Here is a 22,532-nt window from a genome sequence, read left to right on the forward strand (position 1 = left end):
CCAATGTGGGAGCCAGCCTTGGTTTTAGGCAATGACTGAACCACCGCTGTCGCCAGCAGGCTGGCTCCCACAGGAAGTACACATTCCAATGTGGGAGCCAGCCTGCTGGCGATGAGGCCGAACCTGACAACACACATTTTGGACAGGAACAAAAATGCCCCGGTCTCTCGACCGGGGCATTTGTTAACAGCCTACGATGCGCTTAGTGCGAAACCGCCCCACTCGCCCCCAAACCTGTCTGCGAACGGACAAACTGCGGGAAGAACAGCGCCCGCTCCCTGTCTGCAGCCGCCGACTTGTCGGTGATCGAGAAGAACCAGATGCCCACGAACGCGATGATCATCGAGAACAGTGCCGGGTACTCATACGGGAAGATCGCCTTCTCGTGATGCAGGATCTGCACCCAGATGGTCGGGCCCAGGACCATCAAGCCAACAGCGCTCACCAGACCCAGCCAACCACCGATCATTGCCCCACGGGTAGTCAGCTTCTTCCAGTACATGGAAAGCAGCAGTACCGGGAAGTTACAGCTCGCCGCGATGGAGAATGCCAGGCCCACCATGAACGCGATGTTCTGGCTTTCGAACAGGATACCCAGGCCAATCGCCAGCACCGCCAGGGCGATAGTGGTGATTTTCGACACGCGGATCTCGTCCTTCTCGTTCGCCTTGCCTTTCTTGATCACGCTGGCGTACAGGTCGTGAGACACCGCCGAAGCACCGGCCAGGGTCAGACCGGCAACCACTGCCAGGATGGTCGCGAACGCTACCGCCGAGATAAAGCCCAGGAAGATACTGCCGCCCACTGCGTTAGCCAGGTGCACCGCCGCCATGTTGTTGCCGCCCAACAGCGCGCCAGCAGCATCTTTGAACGCCGGGTTGGTGCTGACCAGCAGGATCGCGCCGAAGCCGATGATGAAGGTCAGGATATAGAAGTAGCCAATGAAGCCGGTTGCGTACAGCACGCTCTTGCGGGCTTCTTTCGCGTCACTCACGGTGAAGAAGCGCATCAGGATGTGCGGCAGGCCAGCGGTACCGAACATCAGCGCCAGGCCCAGGGAGAACGCGGAGACCGGATCTTTCACCAGACCGCCAGGGCTCATGATTGCTTCACCTTTAGGGTGAACCTTGATCGCCTCGGAGAACAGCGCGTTGAAGTCGAAGTTGACGTGCTTCATTACCATCAACGCCATGAACGAGGCGCCGGACAGCAACAGTACTGCCTTGATGATCTGCACCCAGGTAGTCGCCAGCATGCCGCCGAACAGCACGTACATGCACATCAGGATACCGACCAGGATAACCGCAACGTGGTAGTCGAGGCCGAACAGCAGCTGGATCAGCTTGCCGGCACCCACCATTTGCGCGATCAGGTAGAACGCCACCACCACCAGCGAGCCGCAGGCGGACAGCGAGCGGATCTGGGTTTGCCCAAGGCGGTAGGACGCCACGTCGGCAAAGGTGTATTTACCCAGGTTACGCAGGCGCTCGGCGATCAGGAACAGAATGATCGGCCAGCCCACCAGGAAGCCGATCGAATAGATCAGGCCGTCGTAGCCAGAGGTGAACACCAGGGCGGAAATACCCAGGAAGGACGCCGCGGACATATAGTCACCGGCAATCGCCAGACCGTTCTGGAAACCGGTGATCTTGCCGCCGGCCGCATAGTAGTCGGCCGCCGAGTTGTTTTTCTTCGAGGCCCAGTAGGTGATACACAAAGTAGCGCCGACAAACGCCACGAACATCAGGATCGCCGGGACATTCAGTGGCTGCTTGGTCACTGCGCCGGTCAAGGCATCCGCCGCCCAGGCACCCGGTGCAAATGCTGCAACGCTCATTAGAGCCAATAGACGCCGGATCATTGCTGAGCCTCCTTGAGAATCGCATTGTTCAGGTCGTCAAATTCGCCGTTGGCGCGTTTTACGTAGATGCCGGTCAGGATGAAGGCGGAGAGGATCAGCCCAACACCGATCGGAATGCCCCAGGTAATGGATGACTCAGGACTGATTTTCGCGCCCAGCAAATGCGGCCCGTAAGCGATCAGAAGAATGAATCCGGAGTAAAGCCCAAGCATGATCGCCGAAAGAATCCAGGCGAACTTTTCTCGCTTGCTAACCAGCTCCTTGAAACGCGGGCTGTTTTGAATCGAGAGGTAAATGCTGTCGTTCATTGTTTTTATCCTCGCAGCACAGATTATTGTTGGAACGTTATCCACTCTATGCGGCTGCGGGCCAGGTTCCAGACGACCTTAGTATTAGAACGACATGACAGACTCGCCATTTTCCAGCAGCAAACAATTTCCCTGCCTTAAACACGACTGTAGGAGCTGCCGCAGGCTGCGATCTTTTGATCTTGAAAAATCAAAATCAGAAGATCGCAGCCTGCGGCAGCTCCTACAGGGTATAGATGCCTGACCTCAGATTACTTGATCCAGTCAGCTACACGCTCAGGGTGTTTCGCAACCCAAGCCTTGGCCGCGGCATCCGGCTTGGCGCCATCCTGGATGGCCAGCATCACTTCGCCGATTTCGTCTTTCGACGCCCACTGGAAGTTCTTCAGGAACTTGGCCACTTCCGGTGCCTTGGTCGCCAGCTCTTTGCTGCCGATGCTGTTCACGGTTTCAGCCGCGCCATAGACGCCTTTCGGGTCGTCGAGGAAGCGCAGTTTCCACTTGGCGAACATCCAGTGTGGCACCCAGCCGGTAACGGCGATGGATTCGTTCTTTTTCTCGGCACGGGTCAGCTCGGCAATCATGCCGGCGCCGGAGCTTGCCTTGAGGGTGTAATTGCTCAAGCCGTAATCCTTGATCGCCTGATCGGTCTTGAGCATCACGCCCGAACCGGCGTCGATGCCAACGATGCGGCCCTTGAAGCTGTCGTCGGTTTTGAGGTCTTCAATCGACTTGGCTTTGACGTACTCCGGCACGATCAAGCCAATCTTGGCATCCTTGAAGTTCGGACCGTAGTCGACTACCTGGTCCTTGTTCTTGGCCCAGTAGTCGCCGTGGGTCACCGGCAGCCAGGCGGAGAGCATGGCGTCGAGCTTGCCGGTGGCCACGCCCTGCCACATGATCCCGGTCGCCACCGCTTGCAGCTTCACGTCATAACCGAGTTTCTGCTTGATCACTTCGGCCGCCACATGAGTGGTCGCGACGCTGTCGGACCAACCGTCGACATAACCGATGCTCAGGGTCTTGCTCTCGGCATTGGCCATTGTGGAGCCAATCGCAAGCACCAGAGCGGCACCCGCGCCTAAAAGTCGTCGCATCTTCATCGTTACTTCCCCGAAAGTGCTGCGCTCGACGGATGCCGAGTCGCGTCAACGTATTGTTCTGGTGCGCCGCGCCCCCATCACGCACACCGCAAGCTCGTTCGATCATCAGCTCGGTTTTTCCATGAGAGCACTGACGCCTCGATAATCAACCTGACGCCGCGGGCGACCTGCTCTGCCAGCGACCTCAAGCCATCGAGAAACGACATCAGAACGCCATTAATGATCGCCACTCCCCCGCACCCGGCCAATCCGCCCGAACATTGCATGTCAAAACCATGCGAGGCACCAAGCGCACGGTAAATGCAGGTAACATGCCCCGCTTTGCTCCCAGACGGCCTGACCATGTCCGCGATCTCGCGCTTTCCTTTTTTTGCCTATCTGTTCGCCTGCCTGCTTGGGCTTTTTGCCTTGTGTGGTTTCTGGTACGGCCTTGGTAAACCGGTGATCCTGCCGGACGTCGCCAGCGCTACGCACAAGTTGCAGTGCGCTTCCTACACGCCGTTCGACAAGGACCAGTCGCCGTTCGACGTGCCGTTCAAATTACGCCCCGAGCGCATGGACGCCGATCTTGCGCTGCTCGCCACGCGCTTTGAATGCATCCGCACCTACTCAATGACCGGCCTCGAAGCCCTGCCCGATCTGGCGCGCAAGCATGGCTTGAAGTTGATGATCGGCGCCTGGGTCAACAGCAACCCGCTGGACACGGCCAAGGAAGTCGACCTGCTGATCGCTTCGGCCAATGCCAATGCCGACGTGGTGACGTCGGTGATCGTCGGCAACGAAGTGCTGTTGCGCAAGGAAATCACCGGCCCGCAACTGGCCGTGCTGATCAACAAGGTCAAGAGCAACGTAAAACAACCCGTGACCTATGCCGACGTCTGGGAATTCTGGCTCAAGCACCCGGAAATCGCCCCGGCGGTGGATTTCCTGACCATTCATTTGCTGCCGTACTGGGAAGACGATCCCTCCAACATTGATGCCGCACTGCAGCATGTGGCTGAAGTGCGCCAGGTGTTCGGCAACAAATTCGCCCCGAAGGACGTCATGATTGGCGAAACCGGCTGGCCGAGCGAAGGACGCCAGCGCGAGACGGCCCTGCCCAGCCGGGTCAATGAAGCCAAGTTCATCCGCGGTTTTGTTGCCATGGCAGAACAACAGGGTTGGCACTACAACCTGATCGAAGCCTTCGACCAGCCATGGAAACGCGCCAGTGAAGGTGCGGTGGGCGGTTACTGGGGACTGTTCGATGCTGATCGCCAGGATAAGGGCGTGCTGGCCGGTCCCGTGTCGAACGTGCCGTACTGGGCGCAATGGCTGGTGGTCGGCGGTTTGATTTTCCTTGGCACCCTGGTGCTTGGCGGTCGCGTGCGCAGCACTCGCGCGGCGCTGGTGCTGCCTTTAATGGGCGCCTTGGCAGCGTGTTCCATCGGCGCCTGGGGCGACCTGGCGCGCGTCACCACCCGATTTGCCAGCGAATGGCTGTGGGTTGCGTTACTGACGGCATTAAATCTGTTGGTGCTGGCCCATGCCGCACTGACCTTGAGCGCTCGCACGGGCTGGCGTGGACGAGCATTCAATGTGCTGGAGCGCAGGGCCGGCTGGCTGGTCGCCGGCGCAGGCTTTGCCGGTGCGGTGATGATGCTGGAACTGGTGTTCGATGCGCGTTATCGCAGCTTCCCAAGCATGGCATTCATCCTGCCGGCGCTGATCTACCTGTGCCGCCCGGTGAGCGTTCCACGCCGGGAAATCGCCGTGCTGACTTTCATTATCGGCGCAGGCATTGCGCCGCAACTGTTTGTAGAAGGGTTGCAGAACCAGCAGGCCTGGGGCTGGGCGCTGGTGAGTGGGCTGATGGTGGCGGCGTTGTGGCGGTGCTTGCGGGTTCGTCAGCAGGGCTGATCCTTCAGCGAACCTTCGAGCCTCATCGCGGGCAAGCCTTGCCCGCGATGGCCGCTATCAGGCGCTACGAGCCGCCCGCACCAGCCGCAAAGCCGCAATCACCACTGCAAACACCGCCAACGTGGTGTTGTACAACGCCAATGCCGGAAACCCCAGCACCAGGGCCAACACCGCCAACCACCACCCTGCCCGGCCAGGGACAACAAAGCCCAGCACCGCTGCGGCGATCGCCGACCAGCCTAATACCTTGAAGTGAATCATCAAGCCCAGGCTCGAACGCGCCTGGCATTCCCAGCGACTGGCCTCATCCACGCAGATGCCCACCCACTGCGCGTCTTCCATGAAGCCATAACGCGCGCCGTAACTGGCGGCCAGCCACAACGGCAGCAAAACAAGCAGCAGAATCACGGGTAGACGGCGGGACATGGGGCACTCCAATAGGCGAAAACGGCCGCCAGCTTAATCTTCCTCACAATTTAATCAAACGCGCGCGACAGATAAGTAGTCATCAAATGGCTGCAAAGTGTATCGTCCAGCTACTATTACCCGAAATTACGCCTGTTTCGTGCCGATGCGTGGCACTTTGGCGGCAAAGCCGTGGTCATAGCCTGCGAACTTCATCCGGCACCTTCCTCTAAGGGATCTAGTCATGCTCCGTTCCTTGCGCTTCGCCGCCCTGTTTGGCGGCCTTATTTTGAGTGCGTCCGCACTGGCGGTCGACATCGACGCCGCCAGTTATGGCTACCCCTTGACCAACCCGTTTGAGGCCACCATTGCCACGACTCCACCGGACCTGCGTCCGGAGTTGCCGCTGGACGACGACATCAATCAGGAAGACCGCAGCGTCACCCTGCGGCCGGAGCGCGCATTCCAACTGCCGGACAACTTCTGGGCGGTCAAGAAGCTTACCTATCGCATCGCCACCCAGGACAAGGCCGCGCCGCTGATCTTCCTGATCGCCGGTACCGGCGCGCGCTATGACAGCAGCCTCAACGAATATTTGAAAAAGCTTTACTACAAGGCCGGCTACCACGTCGTGCAGTTGTCCTCGCCGACCAGCTTCGACTTCATCAGCGCCGCCTCGCGCTTCGCCACCCCGGGCATCACCAAGGAAGATGCCGAAGACATGTACCGGGTCATGCAGGCGGTGCGGGCGCAGAATCCGAAAGTACCGGTGACCGAGTACTACCTCACCGGCTACAGCCTGGGCGCCCTGGATGCGGCCTTTGTCGCGCACCTGGACGAGACCCGCCGCAGTTTCAACTTCAAGAAAGTGCTGCTGCTCAACCCACCGGTCAACCTTTACACCTCCATCACCAACCTGGACAAACTCGTCCAGACCGAGGTTAAAGGCATCAACAACAGCACCACCTTTTATGAACTGGTGCTGAACAAACTGACCCGCTACTTCCAGCAGAAAGGTTACGTCGACCTCAACGATGCGCTGCTCTACGACTTCCAGCAGTCCAAGCAGCACTTGAGCAACGAACAGATGGCGATGTTGATCGGCACCTCGTTCCGCTTCTCGGCAGCCGATATTTCGTTCACCTCGGACTTGATCAACCGTCGCGGCCTGATTACTCCACCGAAATACCCGATCACCGAAGGCACCAGCCTTACACCGTTCCTCAAGCGCGCGCTGCAGTGTGATTTCGACTGCTACATCACCGAACAGGTGATTCCGATGTGGCGTGCCCGCACGGACGGGGGCAGCCTGCTGCAGCTGATCGACCAGGTGAGCCTCTACGCGCTCGAGGATTACCTGCGCGACAGCCCGAAAATTTCCGTTATGCACAACGCCGACGATGTGATCCTGGGCCCCGGTGACCTGGGTTTCCTGCGCAAGACGTTCGGTGACCGCCTGACCGTTTATCCATTGGGCGGCCATTGCGGCAACCTCAATTACCGCGTCAACAGCGACGCCATGCTGGAGTTCTTCCGTGGCTAAATCTCTCCTGCTTATCGCAGCGTTACTCTGTGCAGGCGTCGCCCATGCCGACAACAGCAAAGCCAATGCGCCTATCGTCGTCGATAGCGATGGCTTCAAGGAACCGCTGAGCAAACTCAAGTTCAACCCGGGACTGGATCAGCGCGAGTTCGAGCGCTCGACGCTCAACGCGCTTAACGTCTATGACCCACTGGAAGAGTGGAACCGCCGGGTCTACCACTTCAACTACCGCTTCGACCAATGGGTGTTCCTGCCTGTGGTCGATGGTTACCGCTACATCACGCCGAGCTTCCTGCGCACCGGCGTGAGCAACTTTTTCAACAACCTCGGCGATGTGCCGAACCTGATGAACAGCCTGCTGCAGTTCAAGGGCAAGCGCTCGATGGAAACCACCGCGCGCCTGCTGCTGAACACCACGATCGGCATCGCCGGCCTCTGGGACCCGGCCACCGCCATGGGCCTGCCGCGCCAGAGCGAAGACTTCGGCCAGACCCTGGGCTTCTACGGCGTACCGGGCGGCGCCTACTTCGTGCTGCCAATCCTCGGCCCGTCCAACATCCGCGACACCGGCGGCCTGGCCGTGGACTTTACCGCCGAGTCGGCGATCAACTTCCTCAACGTTTCGGAAGTCAGCTCCAACCACCCGGAAGTCTGGATGCTGCGCGCAGTTGATCGGCGCTATCAGACCAGCTTCCGTTACGGCCAGCTGAACTCGCCGTTCGAGTACGAGAAGGTGCGCTACGTGTATACCGAATCGCGCAAGTTGCAGATCGCCGAGTAACAGCGGCAACATCAAAACCAATTGTGGGAGCGGGCTTGCCCGCGATGGGGCCACAACATTCACCCTCTACGTTGAATGTCGCGCCGCCATCGCGGGCAAGCCCGCTCCCACATTGGACAGTATTATCTTTGAAATGCGTGCAGCTTCAGCTCTTCAGCGCTTTCCAGATTTTGCTCACCAGCATCACCCCCGCCAACACCACCGCACCCGCCACAATCCCTGCCACGGCATTAAGCAACATCGGCACGATAAAGCCGGCCCCGCCAGCACCCGCGCTGACCTCCTCGATCCAGCGATGAACCACCGGCACGCCATGGGTCAGAATCCCGCCGCCGACCAGGAACATCGCCGCGGTACCAATCACCGAAAGGCTTTTCATCATGTAGGGCGCGGCCCGCAGGATTCCATTGCCGATACTCTTGGCCATCTGGCCTGGCTTCTGGGTCAGCCACAAGCCCAGATCATCGAGTTTGACGATGCCCGCGACCAGGCCGTAGACGCCCACGGTCATCACGATGGCGATCCCCGACAACACGATGACCTGCTGGGTCAGCGAAGCGCCCGCCACGGTTCCCAGGGTGATGGCGATGATTTCCGCCGACAGGATGAAATCAGTACGAATGGCACCCTTGATCTTGTCCTTCTCGAAAGCCACCAGGTCGGTCGCCGGGTCGGCTACCGCTTCGACCAGCTGGGCGTGTTCAGCCTCGTCCTCAGCCTTGCTGTGGAGGAATTTATGCGCCAGCTTCTCAAACCCTTCAAAGCACAGGTAAGCCCCACCGACCATCAACAATGGCGTGACCAGCCACGGGACGAATGCGCTGATCGCCAGCGCCGACGGCACCAGGATCAGCTTATTCAGGAACGAGCCCTTGGCAACGGCCCATACCACCGGTATTTCGCGCTCGGCACGTACTCCGGACACCTGCTGCGCATTGAGTGCCAGGTCATCACCCAGCACGCCTGCCGTCTTTTTCGCGGCCATCTTGGTCATCAGCGCTACATCGTCGAGCACTGCGGCGATGTCGTCGATCAGCAACAGCAAACTGCTTCCTGCCATGAATGAAATTTCCTGCAAAGAGTGAATGCTGCGCAGCATAGCCTGCCAGAGCCGTCGCGGGGCATTCTTGAGCGGTGCGCAAAGCCGGTGCTACCATGCGCCACCGCCAGTACAGGCAAGGAACCACCTGGTTTATGAGCACTATCCGCGAGCGCAACAAAGAACTGATCCTGCGTGCCGCCAGTGAAGAATTTGCCGACAAGGGCTTCGCTGCGACCAAAACCAGTGACATCGCAGCCAAGGCGGGTTTGCCCAAGCCTAACGTCTACTACTATTTCAAATCCAAGGAAAACCTCTACCGCGAGGTTCTGGAAAGCATCATCGAGCCCATCCTGCAGGCCTCGACGCCGTTCAACGCCGACGGTGTACCCAGTGAAGTGCTGAGCGGTTACATCCGCTCGAAAATCCGCATCTCCCGCGACCTGCCGTTCGCCTCCAAGGTGTTCGCCAGCGAAATCATGCACGGCGCCCCACACCTTAGCGCCGACCTGGTCGAACAACTGAACAGCCAGGCCAAGCACAACATCGACTGCATCCAGACCTGGATCGACCGCGGCCAGATCGCAACGATCGACCCTAATCACCTGATGTTCAGCATCTGGGCAGCGACCCAGACGTATGCAGACTTTGACTGGCAGATCACTGCAATTACCGGCAAGGCGAAGCTGGATGAAGAGGATTATGAAGCAGCGGCGCAGACGATTATCCGGTTGGTGTTGAAGGGGTGTGAGCCGGACTGATGTCATCGCCAGCAGGCTGGCTCCCACAGTTGAACTCTGACAATCAGATAACACCCTGTGGGAGCCCGGACTCATGTCATCGCCAGCAGGCTGGCTCCCACAGTTGAACTTTGACAATCAGACAACACCCTGTGGGAGCCAGCCTGCTGGCGATGGGGACGACTCCGATTCGGGTCAAACCCAGATAGCATCCCACAACGGATAGTCGCCAAGCTTCTCTACCAGTCCAGCCCGCAGCGGGTTGGCTACAACATATCGAGCCATTTTCACTAAATCCTCTTCCCGCCGCAGCGCCCGGTCGTGAAACCCTCTCTGCCAGAGACTGGTGGTTCGACCGGTAGACTGCTTCACTGCCTTGGTGCTCAAGGATTTAGTCGTTTGCACCAGTCCACCCAACGACCCCTGCCGCAACTCAATCAACCAATGAAAGTGATCGGGCATGACAACCCATGCCAGTGAGTTGGCGAAGCCTTGATCCTGAGCGCAGCGAAATTGATTGACCACCCCTCTACCCAAGGAGAAGTCCTTGAATATGGGCTCTCGGTCGCGAGTATTGATAGTCAGCAGGTAAATGCGGCTGGATTCAGCATAGCGGCCGATTCGCAGGCGCTTTGAAGCGGGTAAATCAGGCATTCCTTGCCCTTTGCATGATTGATTCAGGAACTAGGCTAGTCCTGATATTCCCCAAGGGCGGGGCAGACAGTTAGCTGGATGTGTCTGAATGTCCGTCATCGCCAGCAGGCTGGCTCCCACAGTTGATCTCTGACACTCCAGATAAACCCCTGTGGGAGCCAGCCTGCTGGCGATAGCGGTATCAATCACCCATAGATCAAGCCACTACTCCCGCATCCGCCCGCAACCCCGACGCCTCGATCGCACTGATTGCGCACTGCTCATCGACATCCGAAAGATCGCCGCTGATCCCCACCGCTCCCAGTACATTCCCGTCCTGATCCCGGATCAACACACCACCCGGTGCCGGCACCACGCTGCCCTGCCCCAAACTGTTCAAGGCCGCGATGAATGCCGGGCGTTGTTGTGCGTCCAGTGCCAGCAGGCGCGACCCCTTACCCAGGGCGATTGCGCCCCAGGCCTTGCCGATGGCCACTTGCGGGCGCAGCAGGCTGGCGCCGTCCTCGCGTTGCAAGGTGATCAAGTGCCCGCCGGCATCCAGTACTGCAATGGTCAGTGGAGCCGCAGAGATTGCACGCCCTGCCGAAATGGCCTGATTGACCAGGTTGACTGCAACTTTCAAGGTTAAAGCGCTCATGGTGCCGTCCTCATTTTGTTATAGGGAAAGCCAGTGGCCTGCGCGCTAGTGCCGCAGCCCGATGCAACAAATAGAACACAATGAGCTATTTTTTTGTATACAATAATTATCGAAAAGCGCCACATGCGACGAAAAGCCACAGCACAAAGGGCTTCCGACGAATGAAACAGTCGCTTGAGAAAATGGATTGACCTGCGCCGTCCGCCGTGAATAAACTCTGCGCAAAGCCACTTGTATACAATTACAAAACGTAAGAGGCACAAAACAATGAGCAAAATGAGAGCAATCGAAGCCGCCGTTCTGGTGATGCGCCGTGAGGGGGTTGATACCGCTTTTGGCATCCCGGGCGCCGCGATCAACCCGCTGTACTCCGCCTTGCAAAAGGTCGGTGGCATCGATCACGTCCTCGCTCGCCACGTTGAAGGTGCCTCGCACATGGCCGAGGGCTACACCCGCACCAAGGCTGGCAACATCGGCGTGTGCATCGGCACTTCGGGACCCGCTGGTACGGACATGGTCACCGGGCTCTACAGCGCCTCGGCCGACTCGATTCCAATCCTCTGCATCACCGGCCAGGCCCCCCGCGCCCGTATGCACAAGGAAGATTTCCAGGCGGTGGACATCACTGCCATCGTCAAGCCGGTCACCAAGTGGGCGACCACTGTGATGGAACCGGGCCAGGTGCCCTACGCTTTCCAGAAAGCCTTCTACGAAATGCGCTCCGGTCGCCCGGGCCCGGTGCTGATTGACCTGCCGTTCGACGTGCAGATGGCCGAAATCGAGTTCGACATCGACGCCTACGAACCACTGCCACTGGCCAAGCCGACCGCTAACCGCGTGCAGATCGAGAAGGCCCTGGCCATGCTCGACCAGGCTGAGCGCCCATTGCTGGTCGCCGGCGGTGGCATTATCAACGCCGACGCCTCCGAGTTGCTGGTGGAGTTCGCCGAGCTGACCGGAATTCCCGTTATCCCGACCCTGATGGGCTGGGGCACGATTCCGGACGATCACCCATTGATGGTGGGCATGGTCGGTCTGCAGACCTCGCACCGCTACGGCAACGCCACGATGCTCAAGTCCGACCTGGTGCTGGGCGTGGGTAACCGTTGGGCCAACCGTCACACCGGCTCCATCGACGTCTACACCGAAGGCCGCAAGTTCATTCACGTCGACATCGAGCCGACCCAGATCGGCCGCGTGTTCACCCCGGACCTGGGCATCGTTTCCGATGCTGCCGCCGCGCTGACCGTGTTCATCGAAGTCGCTCGCGAATGGCAAGCAGCCGGCAAGCTGAAAAACCGTAGCGCCTGGCTGCAGGACTGCCAGCAGCGCAAGGCCAGCCTGCACCGCAAGACCCACTTCGACAACGTGCCGGTCAAGCCGCAGCGCGTGTATGAAGAAATGAACCAGGTGTTCGGCAAGGACACCTGCTACGTCAGCACCATCGGTCTGTCGCAGATTGCCGGCGCGCAGTTCCTGCATGTGTACAAGCCGCGTCACTGGATCAACTGTGGCCAGGCCGGTCCGTTGGGCTGGACCATTCCGGCGGCACTGGGCGTGGTCAAGGCAGATCCGAGCCGCAAGGTCGTGGCGCTGTCGGGCGACTATGATTTCCAGTTCATGATCGAAGAACTGGCCGTGGGCGCGCAGTTCAAACTGCCGTACATCCACGTTGTGGTAAACAACTCGTACCTGGGCCTGATCCGTCAGGCGCAGCGCGGTTTCGACATGGACTACTGCGTGCAGCTGTCCTTCGATAACCTCAACGCTCCGGAACTCAACGGTTACGGTGTCGATCACGTCGCGGTCGCCGAAGGCCTGGGTTGCAAGGCACTGCGTGTGTTCGAACCGGCTCAGATCCAGCCTGCCCTGCGCAAGGCCCAGGAACTGATCGAAGAGTTCAAGGTGCCGGTGATCGTGGAGATTATCCTGGAGCGTGTGACCAACATTTCCATGGGTACCGAGATCAACGCCGTCAACGAGTTCGAAGACCTGGCGCTGGTCGGCAACGACGCACCGACTGCGATTTCGTTGCTCGACTGATCCACTATTGTTGATGGTTCGCCACGTGTAGGAGCTTCCGCAGGTTCGGGCCGCGTTCGGACGATCTTTTGATCTTTGATGCTGAAGATCAAAATCAAAAGATCGCAGCCTGCGGCAGCTCCTACACAGAGCCATCATTCTCAATTTATAACAGGAGATCACCATGCCGCGTTTCGCAGCCAACCTGTCCATGCTGTTCACCGAACAGGATTTTCTTGCCCGTTTCGAAGCGGCCGCCAAGGCCGGTTTCAGTGGTGTCGAGTACCTGTTTCCTTACGATTTCAGCTCGGCCGAGATCAAGGCCACCCTCGACGCCAACGGCCTGACCCAGGTGCTGTTCAACCTGCCGGCCGGTGACTGGGCCAAGGGCGAGCGCGGCATCGCGTGCCTGCCGGATCGGGTTGAAGAATTCCGCGCCGGTGTCGACCTGGCGATTGCCTACGCGCAAGTGCTGGGCAATACCCAGGTCAACTGCCTGGCGGGCATTCGTCCACAAGGCGTGGATGACGCCACCGTGGAAAAAACCTTTGTCGCCAACCTCAAGTACGCAGCCGACAAGCTGCAGGCGGCGGGGATCAAGCTGGTCATGGAAGCGATCAACACCCGCGACATTCCGGGTTTCTACCTGAACAACACGGCCCAGGCCCTGTCGATTCGCGAACAAGTGGGCAGCGCCAACCTGTTCCTGCAATACGACATCTACCACATGCAAATCATGGAAGGCGACCTGGCCCGCACCCTGCAATCGCACCTGGGCGAGATCAACCATGTGCAGTTGGCCGACAACCCGGGGCGTAACGAACCCGGTACCGGTGAGATCAACTACCGCTTCCTGTTCGAGCACCTGGACCGCATCGGTTACCAGGGGTGGGTGGGTTGCGAATACAAGCCGTTGACCACCACTGAAGCCGGTCTGGGCTGGCTCAAGACCCACAACGCGATCTAAACGAACATGACATCTCTGTAGGAGCTGCCGAAGGCTGCGATCTTTTGATCTTGATTTTGAAGATCAAGATCAAGATCAAAATCAAAAGATCGCAGCCTTCGGCAGCTCCTACAGGGAACCGCATAAAACAAGAGGAATTTCTCATGGCTAAAATCGGATTTATCGGCACCGGCATCATGGGCCACCCAATGGCGGCGAACCTGCAAAAAGCCGGTCACAGCCTGTTCCTGTCGGCACACCACGACGCCGCGCCTGCTGACCTGGTTGCCGCCGGCGCGATCGCCCTGGCGAACCCGAAAGAAGTCGCCCAGGAAGCTGAAGTCATCATCATCATGGTGCCCGATACCCCACAGGTCGACGACGTGCTGTTCCGCGCCGACGGCGTCGCCGCCGGTATTGGCAAAGGCAAGATCGTCATCGACATGAGCTCCATCTCGCCGACCGCGACCAAGGCCTTCGCCGCCAAGATCAACGAAACAGGCGCCCAGTACCTCGACGCACCGGTGTCCGGTGGTGAAGTCGGCGCAAAAGCCGCGACCCTGAGCATCATGGTCGGCGGCGATACCGATGCCTTCGAACGCGTACTGCCGCTGTTCCAGGCCATGGGCAAGAACATCACCCTGGTGGGCGGCAATGGCGATGGGCAGACCGCGAAAGTGGCCAACCAGATCATCGTGGCGCTGAACATCCAGGCCGTGGCCGAAGCGCTGCTGTTTGCTTCGAAAAACGGCGCCGACCCGGCCAAGGTGCGTGAAGCGCTGATGGGTGGTTTTGCTTCCTCCAAGATCCTCGAAGTGCACGGCGAGCGTATGATCAAAGGCACCTTCGATCCGGGTTTCCGTATCAGCCTGCACCAGAAGGACCTGAACCTGGCCCTGGCCGGTGCCCGCGAGTTGGGCATCAACCTGCCGAACACCGCCAACACCCAGCAAGTGTTCAGCACCTGCGCGGCGATCGGTGGCAGCAACTGGGACCACTCGGCACTGATCAAGGGCCTGGAGCACATGGCGAATTTCTCGATTCGCGATAAATAAACCCTGCACAAACCCTGTGGGAGCTAGCCTGCTAGCGATGAAATCAACGCGGTGTGTCTGTTAGACCTCAGCGCCTGAATCGCCAGCAGGCTGGCTCCCACAAGGAGCAGAGTTGCTCCACCTCCAATAACAAGAATTCCGGGAGCCTGCCATGTCGGTCGATCCGCAACAATTTCTTCGCGACCTGTTCGCCACCGCCATCGACGCGGCCCATCCACAACACGTTCTCGAAGCTTACCTGCCACGTGATCGCACGGGCCGGGTGATCGTAATCGGCGCCGGCAAAGCCGCTGCTGCCATGGCTCAAGTGGTCGAACGCTGCTGGCAGGGCGAAGTCTCCGGCCTGGTGGTCACCCGTTACGGCCATGGCGCACCCTGCGAAAAAATCGAAGTGGTCGAAGCCGCGCATCCGGTGCCCGATGCCGCCGGCCTGGCCGTGGCCAAGCGCGTACTGGAGCTGGTCAGCAACCTGAGCGAAGACGACCGCGTGATCTTTCTGCTCTCGGGCGGAGGCTCAGCGCTGCTCGCCCTGCCCGCTGCCGGCATTACCCTGGCTGACAAGCAGTCCATCAACAAAGCCCTGCTCAAGTCCGGCGCCACCATCGGCGAGATGAACTGTGTGCGTAAGCACCTCTCGGCGATCAAGGGTGGTCGTCTCGGCAAGGCCTGCTGGCCTGCCACCGTTTACACCTACGCCATTTCCGACGTACCGGGCGACCTCGCCACGGTCATCGCGTCCGGCCCGACCGTGGCCGACCCAAGCACCAGCGCCGAAGCCCTGGCGATCCTCAAGCGCTACGCCATCGAAGTTCCGGCGTCCGTACGCGAGTGGCTGCAAAATCCCGAATCGGAAACTGTAAAACCTGACGACCCGAGCTTGGCCCGCAGTCATTTCCAGCTGATCGCCCGGCCTCAACAGTCGCTGGAAGCGGCCGCAGTGAAAGCCCGGCAAGCCGGTTTCAGCCCGCTCATCCTCGGTGACCTGGAAGGCGAATCCCGGGAAGTGGCCAAGGTTCACGCCGGCATTGCGCGGCAAGTGGTGCTGCATGGTCAGCCCCTGCCCGCCCCCTGCGTGATCCTTTCCGGCGGCGAAACCACCGTGACCGTGCGTGGCAATGGCCGGGGTGGGCGCAACGCCGAGTTTCTCCTCAGCCTGACCGACAGCCTCAAGGGCCTGCCTGGGGTGTACGCCTTGGCTGGGGACACCGATGGCATCGATGGTTCCGAAGACAATGCCGGCGCGATCATGACGCCCGACAGCTACGCCCGTGCCACCGCCCTGGGCCTGAGCGCCAGCGATGAACTCGACAACAATAACGGCTACGGTTATTTCCAGGCGCTGGACGCCCTGATTGTCACCGAGCCGACCCGCACCAACGTCAACGATTTCCGCGCCATCCTGATCCTCGAGAGCCCTAAAAATGACGCCTGACAAGAAGGTTAAAATCCTCGCCACCCTCGGCCCCGCCACCGACGGTATTGACGACATTCGCGAGCTGGTCGAGGCCGGGGTCAATATTTTTCGCCTGAACTTCAGCCATGGCGATCACGCCGATCATGCTCAGCGCTACCAGTGGATCCGCGAAGTCGAGCGCCAGCTCAACTATCCGCTGGGCATCCTGATGGACCTGCAAGGCCCCAAGCTGCGGGTCGGCAAGTTCGCCGAAGGCAAGGTGCAGCTGGTGCGCGGCCAGGCCCTGCGCCTGGACCTGGATGCAACACCGGGTGATGAGCGACGAGTCAACCTGCCCCACCCGGAAATCATCGCCGCGCTGGAGCCGGGCATGGACCTGCTGCTCGATGACGGCAAGCTGCGCCTGCGGGTGGTAACCAAATACGCCGACGCCATCGACACCACGGTGCTCAATGGCGGCGAGCTGTCGGACCGCAAAGGCGTGAACGTACCGCAAGCGGTGCTAGAGTTGAGCCCCCTGACAGCCAAGGACCGCCGCGACCTGAGTTTCGGCCTGGAGCTGGGCGTGGACTGGGTAGCGCTGTCGTTTGTACAGCGCCCGGAAGACATCCGCGAAGCACGCTCGCTGATTGGCGACAAAGCGTTCCTGATGGCCAAGATCGAGAAGCCCTCGGCGGTTACCCAGTTGCGCGAAATCGCCGAGTTGAGCGATGCGATCATGGTGGCTCGCGGCGACCTCGGCGTGGAAGTGCCTGCCGAAAGCGTGCCGCAGATCCAGAAGAACATCATCAGCACCTGCCGCCAGCTCGGCAAACCGGTGGTGGTGGCCACGCAGATGCTCGAATCAATGCGCTTCTCCCCTGCGCCCACCCGCGCCGAGGTGACCGATGTCGCCAACGCCGTGGCTGAAGGGGCTGACGCGGTGATGCTCTCGGCGGAAACCGCCTCGGGCGAATACCCGCTGGAAGCCGTGCAGATGATGAGCAAAATCATCCGCCAGGTGGAAAACGGTCCGGACTACCAGGCGCAACTGGATGTGAGCCGGCCAAAAGCCGAGGCCACGGTGTCCGATGCCATCAGCTGCGCGATTCGCCGCATCAGCAACGTGCTGCCGGTCGCGGTGCTGGTCAACTACAGCGAGTCGGGGGCCTCCAGCCTGCGCGCTGCTCGTGAGCGGCCGACGGTGCCCATCCTTAACCTGACACCAAACCTGCAGGCCGCCCGCCGCTTGACCGTGGCCTGGGGTGTGCACTCGGTGGTCAATGACCGGCTGCGCCAGGTGGACGAAGTGTGCTCGACGGCACTGGAGATCGCACAGGCCCAGGGCATGGCCCAGCGCGGCGACACCTTGCTGATCACTGCGGGTGTGCCGTTTGGGCAGCCGGGGTCGACTAACTCGTTGCGTATCGAGACGTTGATCTAGAACGCCTATATCGGCCTCATCGCCAGCAGGCTGGCTCCCACATTGGTTTTGTGTCGTTCACATCATCAAGGCTGAACGGAGATTCAGTGTGGGAGCCAGCCTGCTGGCAATGCAGGCGCCCCATTTCACCTGACACACAATAAAAATGCCTGCCAACCACTTCAACACCCACTGCCCCGATTGGGCTACTGCCCTGCTCAACGGCTTCAGCCAGATTTTCCTCCAGCGGCACCCGCTGTTTGGCTTGCTGTGCCTGTTGGCCATTCTGTTCACCGCGCCCGCCCTGCTCGGCGGCGCACTGCTGGGCGGAGTCGCCGGCTTGCTTACCGCGCAACGTCGCGGCTACGCCAAGGCCGACCGTCAGGCTGGACTATTCAGCTACAACGGCGTGCTGCTCGGTTTGCTGCTGAGCCTGTATTTCCCTTGGTCCGCGTTGCTGCCACCGCTGATCATTGCTGCGGGCGGGCTGAGTGCGATGTTCACCCAACAGTGGCTCAAACGTGTGCGCTTCAGCCAGTACCTGCCAGCCTATACGGCGCCATTCGTGGTACTGGGCTGGTTGCTGTTGTGCTTCGCCACGCCCTCGAGCAATGCGCAGTTGATCGAAATCAGCCCGCAGAACATCCTCGCCGCTCCACTCAAAGGCCTGGGCCAGGTGATGTTCCTCGGTCATCCGCTGGCCGGCGCGATGATTGCCTCCGGCTTGCTGATCGCCGACCGTCGTGCCTTCTGCTGGGCGATGCTGGCGTCTGTCGCGGGCATGGGCTGGAGCATGCTGCATCACGACTTCTACAGCGCATTGATCGGCCTGGGTGGCTACAACGCCGTACTCGCCGCCCTTGCCTGCAACTCACTGCACCAGAAGCCTTGGCTGCCGCTGCTCGGAATTGCATTCGCACTGATACTGACACCGGTGTTTGCCGCCATCGGCCTGCCGACGCTGACCGCCCCTTTCATCCTCGCCTGCTGGCTGATCCGCACGGTTGTGCAAATGCTCGGAAAGGCCGCTGTCGCCCATACGCCTTGCGCTCTGGAGGAGAATCAACCTAGGCTTCGCTGATCATTGGTTCAGGCGGTATCCATGGACAGCAGCAGAAACTGGCGTGAAGAGCTTTACGTCATGGTTTTCCAGAGCGACACCAAGGCGGGGCGGCGCTTCGACGGCATTTTGCTGTTGATCATCCTCGCCAGCATTGTGATTGTGATGCTCGACAGCATCGACTCGATCCACCAGAACTACGCCAACGTGCTGGCGTATATCGAGTGGGGCTTCACGATTATTTTCGCCATCGAGTACGGCTTGCGGTTGTACTGCTCCCCCAAGCCGTTGCGCTACGCATTCAGCTTTTACGGGCTGGTGGATTTGCTGGCGATCGTGCCCGGCATCCTGGCGCTGTATTACGCCGACGCGCAGTACCTGCTGATCATCCGCATCATCCGCATGTTGCGGATATTCCGCGTGCTCAAGCTCAGCCCCTATCTCAAGCAAGCCAACTACCTGATGTCGGCGCTGCGTGGCAGCAAGCAGAAGATCGTGGTGTTCCTGGTCAGCGTATGCACCCTGGTGACGGTGTTTGGCACGTTGATGTACGTGATCGAAGGCCCGGAACATGGCTTCACCAGCATCCCCAAAGGCATCTATTGGGCGATCGTTACGCTGACCACCGTGGGCTTTGGCGACATCGTGCCAAAGACCCCGCTGGGCCAGGTAATTTCGTCGCTGGTGATGATCACCGGTTACTCGATCATCGCCGTGCCCACCGGGATTTTTACCGCAGAACTGGCCAACGCCATGCGCGGTGAGCAGCTGCAACACGACTGCCCGGTGTGCCGCAAGAACAGTCACGAACACGGCGCCGCATTCTGCTCGCGCTGCGGCAATGCGCTGTTCAAGAAACTGGAATAAGCACAGAGCTTTTTAATCTTTAAAGGACTATGCCGCTGCCGTTATAGTCGCTGCGGTAAGATGCCGACACCTACTGGACCTGAAAAAATGACCCCGTAGGAGCTGCCGAAGGCTGCGATCATCTTCCTCAAATCAGGATCAAAAGATCGCAGCCTTCGGCAGCTCCTACCAAACAAGGAATGCGCAGTGAAAAAACTCTTTGGCGCCTCACTTCTCGCCGCTGGCCTGGCACTGACCGGCATGGCTCAGGCCGCACCGACCCTGCTCAACGTTTCCTACGACGTGATGCGCGATTTCTACAAGGACTACAACACTGCCTTCCAGAAGCACTGGCAAGCCGAGCACAACGAAAACATCACCGTACAGATGTCTTTCGGCGGCTCCAGCAAACAGGCGCGTTCGGTGATCGATGGCCTGCCCGCTGACGTGATCACCATGAACATGGCCACCGACATCAATGCCCTGGCGGACAACGGCAAACTGGTCCCGGACAACTGGGTCACCCGCCTGCCGAACAACAGCGCGCCATTCACCTCGGCCACCGTGTTCATCGTCCGCAAGGGCAACCCGAAAGCCTTGAAAGACTGGCCCGACCTGCTCAAGGAAGGCGTGCAAGTCATAGTGCCGAACCCGAAAACCTCGGGTAACGGTCGCTACACCTACCTCTCGGCCTGGGGTTACGTGCTGAAAAACGGCGGTGACGAGAACAAAGCCAAGGACTTCGTCGGCAAACTGTTCAAGCAGGCTCCGGTGCTCGATACTGGCGGCCGCGCGGCCACCACCACCTTCATGACCAACCAGATCGGCGACGTGCTGGTGACCTTCGAAAACGAAGCGGAAATGGTTGCCCGCGAATTCGGTCGCGACCAGTTTGAAGTCATTTACCCCAGCGTCTCCGCCGAAGCCGAGCCGCCAGTGTCTGTGGTCGACAAAGTCGTCGAGAAAAAAGGCACCCGCGCAGCCGCCGAGGAATACCTGAAGTACCTGTGGTCCCCGGAAGGCCAGGAAATCGCGGCGGCGAACTACCTGCGCCCGCGTGACCCGGCAGTACTGGCCAAGTACACCGATCGCTTTCCGAAAGTGGATTTTCTTTCGGTAGAGAAAACCTTCGGTGACTGGCGCACCGTGCAAAAAACTCACTTCAATGATGGTGGGGTTTTTGACCAGATCTACGGCGGCCAGTGATCACTGAGCGGTAATGAAAAAGGCGACCTGAGGTCGCCTTTTTTGTGGGTGTGCACTTTAACTGGAGCTCCCCCCAAACTGCAGGGGGAAGGTCTGTTGGAGCAAGGCCTGTGGGGCCAAGGTCTGCTGTGCTAAGTATGTGGGAGCAAGGCTTGCCCGCGATGAACGATGACACGGTCTTCTCAGGGCTCTGCGACCATCAAGGCAAAACCGCCTCCACCTCAATCTCGATCAACCACTCCGGCAAAGAAAGCCCACTGACAATGACCCATGAAGACGCAGGCGGCTTATCCGCAAACCGTTCCAGCAGGACGCGGGTTATGTGGTCCTGCTCATCCCTTGCAGACTCCGCGACGTAAATCCGCATCATGACCACATGCGCCAGATTCCCACCGGCCTCATTCAAAATGCTCTCGATATTCTGGAAAGCTTTGACCGTCTGCTCGTACAGCCCGGGCGCAACCGTGCGCTCGAACTCATCGACCCCCACCTGACCAGACAGCAGCACCCGCCGCCCACCAGTGACTTCCACGGCCTGGCTGAATCCGTATTGAAGAGAATCAAAAACGGTCGATGGATTGATAGTTGTTTTCAGCATGGAAACTCCCTGTTCGTTGAAACGAATCGGGAAAACTAAACCAACCCAATGGCGAGTTCTACCCGGAGTATGGCCGCTGCAACACCGGGAAACTCAATAACCAGCGACCGTCGATTCGTCGCTACTCCTGAGGTTCGATGTTATCCAGCGCACGGTTTACCGCCAACTCGGCCAGCATGATGATCTGCGCTATTCCCAACAGGGCGTTGCGATACGGGCCAGTGATAAAGCCTGCCAGGTCGTTGGCCATCACATTCGCCGATGCAAGGGATTCGCAGGCGTGGGCCAGCAAGGTTTCGGTGGCGATGTCAGGGGCGATCATGAACATGCTTTCGGGTTTGTAGGGGGTTTCAGCGTGTTTAAGGGCGCTGAAGTTGAGATAGTTTTGTTGGGCTGAATCGTCAGATTCAGTGTGCTCTTCGTCTGGCTGCGGGGGGTTGGGCGTGGGTTTGAACATGGTGAAGCTCCTTGATTAATGGAGCCGCCACTGTTCGCTGCGAAACGAGGGAGGTGGCAGCTGTACGCAGGTTCGCAGACCGGGAATCAAGGAACCCGGCAGACCCGAAGATCTCCCGCGCACAGCCGCCATAACGAAATGCAGCGGACGTAAAAAACGCCAACTGAACGTAACGGTAGCGCTGAGCGCCTTGATTGACCCGGGCTGCGAAACCCGATCACTGATGAGCAGTGACGGAAATCAAGCTACCGGACGCGTCCAAACCGCACAAGCCGGCGGATTCTGACGTAGTTGTAGGCAAAGGCGCAAGGCGACGTAGCCTGCTTCCTACATCCGACATCATGCGGTGTTTGTCAGACCGCCATCGCGGGCAAGCCCGGCTCCCACAGAGATGTCAGCCGTACAAAAATGTTGCGTACACCACCAGTACCCTGTGGGAGCAAGGCTTGCCCGCGATGGCAATCTCCCTGCCGCATCGTTGTCGAATGTGCAGACGCCATCGCCAGCAGGCTGGCTCCCACAGTGATCTGCGCCGTACATAAATGCTGCGTCCACC

Annotated in this window: 22 protein-coding genes; 12 read left to right on the plus strand and 10 right to left on the minus strand. The window is 59.5% G+C overall.

The window, feature by feature from the left end:
- Positions 1–202: 202 nt before the first annotated feature.
- The 3 genes from AAEZ05_RS27215 to AAEZ05_RS27225 all read right to left on the minus strand — a co-directional run bounded on the left by AAEZ05_RS27215 (position 203) and on the right by AAEZ05_RS27225 (position 3,272).
- Entirely contained in the window at positions 203–1,861 is a 1,659-nt protein-coding gene (locus AAEZ05_RS27215; protein WP_350649645.1) for a cation acetate symporter, read from the minus strand.
- Positions 1,858–2,169: a DUF485 domain-containing protein gene (locus AAEZ05_RS27220; protein WP_042558286.1), complete on the minus strand. Its 312-nt coding sequence runs from the start codon at positions 2,167–2,169 to the stop codon at positions 1,858–1,860. Before AAEZ05_RS27220 ends, AAEZ05_RS27215 begins: the two co-directional genes overlap by 4 nt.
- Positions 2,170–2,420: 251 nt before the next feature.
- Positions 2,421–3,272 carry a glycine betaine ABC transporter substrate-binding protein gene (locus tag AAEZ05_RS27225; RefSeq protein WP_045057752.1) on the minus strand — a complete coding sequence of 284 codons (852 nt, stop codon included), beginning with the start codon at positions 3,270–3,272 and terminating at the stop codon, positions 2,421–2,423.
- Between the two features lie 300 nt (positions 3,273–3,572).
- On the opposite strand from AAEZ05_RS27225, the gene AAEZ05_RS27230 reads away from it, so the two are divergent.
- Entirely contained in the window at positions 3,573–5,171 is a 1,599-nt protein-coding gene (locus tag AAEZ05_RS27230; RefSeq protein WP_350649647.1) for a glycoside hydrolase family 17 protein, read from the plus strand.
- Between the two features lie 57 nt (positions 5,172–5,228).
- Here the strand turns inward: AAEZ05_RS27230 and AAEZ05_RS27235 are convergent, their stop codons facing one another.
- Positions 5,229–5,597 (minus strand): hypothetical protein, encoded by a 369-nt coding sequence (locus tag AAEZ05_RS27235; protein WP_045057750.1) that lies wholly within the window; start codon positions 5,595–5,597, stop codon positions 5,229–5,231.
- A gap of 223 nt (positions 5,598–5,820) precedes the next feature.
- On the opposite strand from AAEZ05_RS27235, the gene mlaY reads away from it, so the two are divergent.
- Both mlaY and AAEZ05_RS27245 read left to right on the plus strand, forming a co-directional pair.
- Positions 5,821–7,119, plus strand: coding sequence for a lipid asymmetry maintenance lipase MlaY (mlaY, locus tag AAEZ05_RS27240; protein WP_045057749.1), 1,299 nt, complete (start codon positions 5,821–5,823; stop codon positions 7,117–7,119).
- Positions 7,112–7,900, plus strand: coding sequence for an MlaA family lipoprotein (locus AAEZ05_RS27245; RefSeq protein WP_045057748.1), 789 nt, complete (start codon positions 7,112–7,114; stop codon positions 7,898–7,900). Before mlaY ends, AAEZ05_RS27245 begins: the two co-directional genes overlap by 8 nt.
- 145 nt (positions 7,901–8,045) lie before the next feature.
- On the opposite strand, the gene AAEZ05_RS27250 is transcribed toward AAEZ05_RS27245, so the two are convergent.
- Entirely contained in the window at positions 8,046–8,960 is a 915-nt protein-coding gene (locus AAEZ05_RS27250) for a DUF808 domain-containing protein (RefSeq protein ID WP_045057767.1), read from the minus strand.
- A gap of 134 nt (positions 8,961–9,094) precedes the next feature.
- Between AAEZ05_RS27250 and AAEZ05_RS27255 the strand changes: the two genes are divergently transcribed.
- Positions 9,095–9,700: a TetR/AcrR family transcriptional regulator gene (locus AAEZ05_RS27255; protein WP_045057747.1), complete on the plus strand. Its 606-nt coding sequence runs from the start codon at positions 9,095–9,097 to the stop codon at positions 9,698–9,700.
- 174 nt (positions 9,701–9,874) lie between these two features.
- Here the strand turns inward: AAEZ05_RS27255 and AAEZ05_RS27260 are convergent, their stop codons facing one another.
- Both AAEZ05_RS27260 and AAEZ05_RS27265 read right to left on the minus strand, forming a co-directional pair.
- Positions 9,875–10,333, minus strand: a complete 459-nt coding sequence (locus AAEZ05_RS27260; RefSeq protein WP_350649650.1) for an REP-associated tyrosine transposase — start codon at positions 10,331–10,333, stop codon at positions 9,875–9,877.
- A gap of 196 nt (positions 10,334–10,529) precedes the next feature.
- A complete protein-coding gene (locus AAEZ05_RS27265) occupies positions 10,530–10,970 on the minus strand; it encodes a GlcG/HbpS family heme-binding protein (RefSeq protein WP_045057745.1) in 441 nt (146 codons plus the stop codon).
- 267 nt (positions 10,971–11,237) lie between these two features.
- On the opposite strand from AAEZ05_RS27265, the gene gcl reads away from it, so the two are divergent.
- The 8 genes from gcl (at position 11,238) to AAEZ05_RS27305 (ending at position 20,921) form a co-directional block, all read left to right on the plus strand.
- Positions 11,238–13,013: a glyoxylate carboligase gene (gene gcl, locus AAEZ05_RS27270; RefSeq protein ID WP_045061176.1), complete on the plus strand. Its 1,776-nt coding sequence runs from the start codon at positions 11,238–11,240 to the stop codon at positions 13,011–13,013.
- Between the two features lie 163 nt (positions 13,014–13,176).
- Entirely contained in the window at positions 13,177–13,959 is a 783-nt protein-coding gene (gene hyi / locus AAEZ05_RS27275) for a hydroxypyruvate isomerase (RefSeq protein ID WP_045061177.1), read from the plus strand.
- Positions 13,960–14,102: 143 nt separating this feature from the next.
- Positions 14,103–14,993 (plus strand): 2-hydroxy-3-oxopropionate reductase, encoded by an 891-nt coding sequence (locus tag AAEZ05_RS27280; RefSeq protein WP_045061178.1) that lies wholly within the window; start codon positions 14,103–14,105, stop codon positions 14,991–14,993.
- A gap of 151 nt (positions 14,994–15,144) precedes the next feature.
- On the plus strand, positions 15,145–16,425 hold the full coding sequence (locus AAEZ05_RS27285; RefSeq protein ID WP_045061179.1) for a glycerate kinase type-2 family protein: 1,281 nt from the start codon (positions 15,145–15,147) through the stop codon (positions 16,423–16,425).
- Positions 16,415–17,830 (plus strand): pyruvate kinase, encoded by a 1,416-nt coding sequence (pyk, locus tag AAEZ05_RS27290; RefSeq protein ID WP_122837975.1) that lies wholly within the window; start codon positions 16,415–16,417, stop codon positions 17,828–17,830. The genes AAEZ05_RS27285 and pyk overlap by 11 nt, the downstream gene beginning before the upstream one ends.
- Positions 17,831–17,975: 145 nt before the next feature.
- Positions 17,976–18,890 carry an urea transporter gene (locus AAEZ05_RS27295; protein ID WP_350649653.1) on the plus strand — a complete coding sequence of 305 codons (915 nt, stop codon included), beginning with the start codon at positions 17,976–17,978 and terminating at the stop codon, positions 18,888–18,890.
- Between the two features lie 21 nt (positions 18,891–18,911).
- Positions 18,912–19,736, plus strand: a complete 825-nt coding sequence (locus tag AAEZ05_RS27300) for an ion transporter (RefSeq protein ID WP_045061182.1) — start codon at positions 18,912–18,914, stop codon at positions 19,734–19,736.
- 186 nt (positions 19,737–19,922) lie between these two features.
- Complete coding sequence (locus AAEZ05_RS27305; protein WP_045061183.1) at positions 19,923–20,921, plus strand: sulfate ABC transporter substrate-binding protein; 999 nt, start codon at positions 19,923–19,925, stop codon at positions 20,919–20,921.
- Positions 20,922–21,120: 199 nt separating this feature from the next.
- On the opposite strand, the gene AAEZ05_RS27310 is transcribed toward AAEZ05_RS27305, so the two are convergent.
- The 3 genes from AAEZ05_RS27310 to AAEZ05_RS27320 form a co-directional block, all read right to left on the minus strand.
- Entirely contained in the window at positions 21,121–21,519 is a 399-nt protein-coding gene (locus tag AAEZ05_RS27310; protein ID WP_045061184.1) for a RidA family protein, read from the minus strand.
- 121 nt (positions 21,520–21,640) lie between these two features.
- Complete coding sequence (locus AAEZ05_RS27315) at positions 21,641–21,976, minus strand: DUF6124 family protein (protein ID WP_045061185.1); 336 nt, start codon at positions 21,974–21,976, stop codon at positions 21,641–21,643.
- Positions 21,977–22,329: 353 nt separating this feature from the next.
- A partial coding sequence (locus tag AAEZ05_RS27320) for a hypothetical protein (RefSeq protein ID WP_350649655.1) occupies positions 22,330–22,532 on the minus strand: 203 nt, incomplete at its 5' end.

Source organism: Pseudomonas sp. HY13-MNA-CIBAN-0226, from assembly GCF_040310305.1.
GTDB classification, from domain to species: Bacteria; Pseudomonadota; Gammaproteobacteria; order Pseudomonadales; family Pseudomonadaceae; genus Aquipseudomonas; species Aquipseudomonas gregormendelii.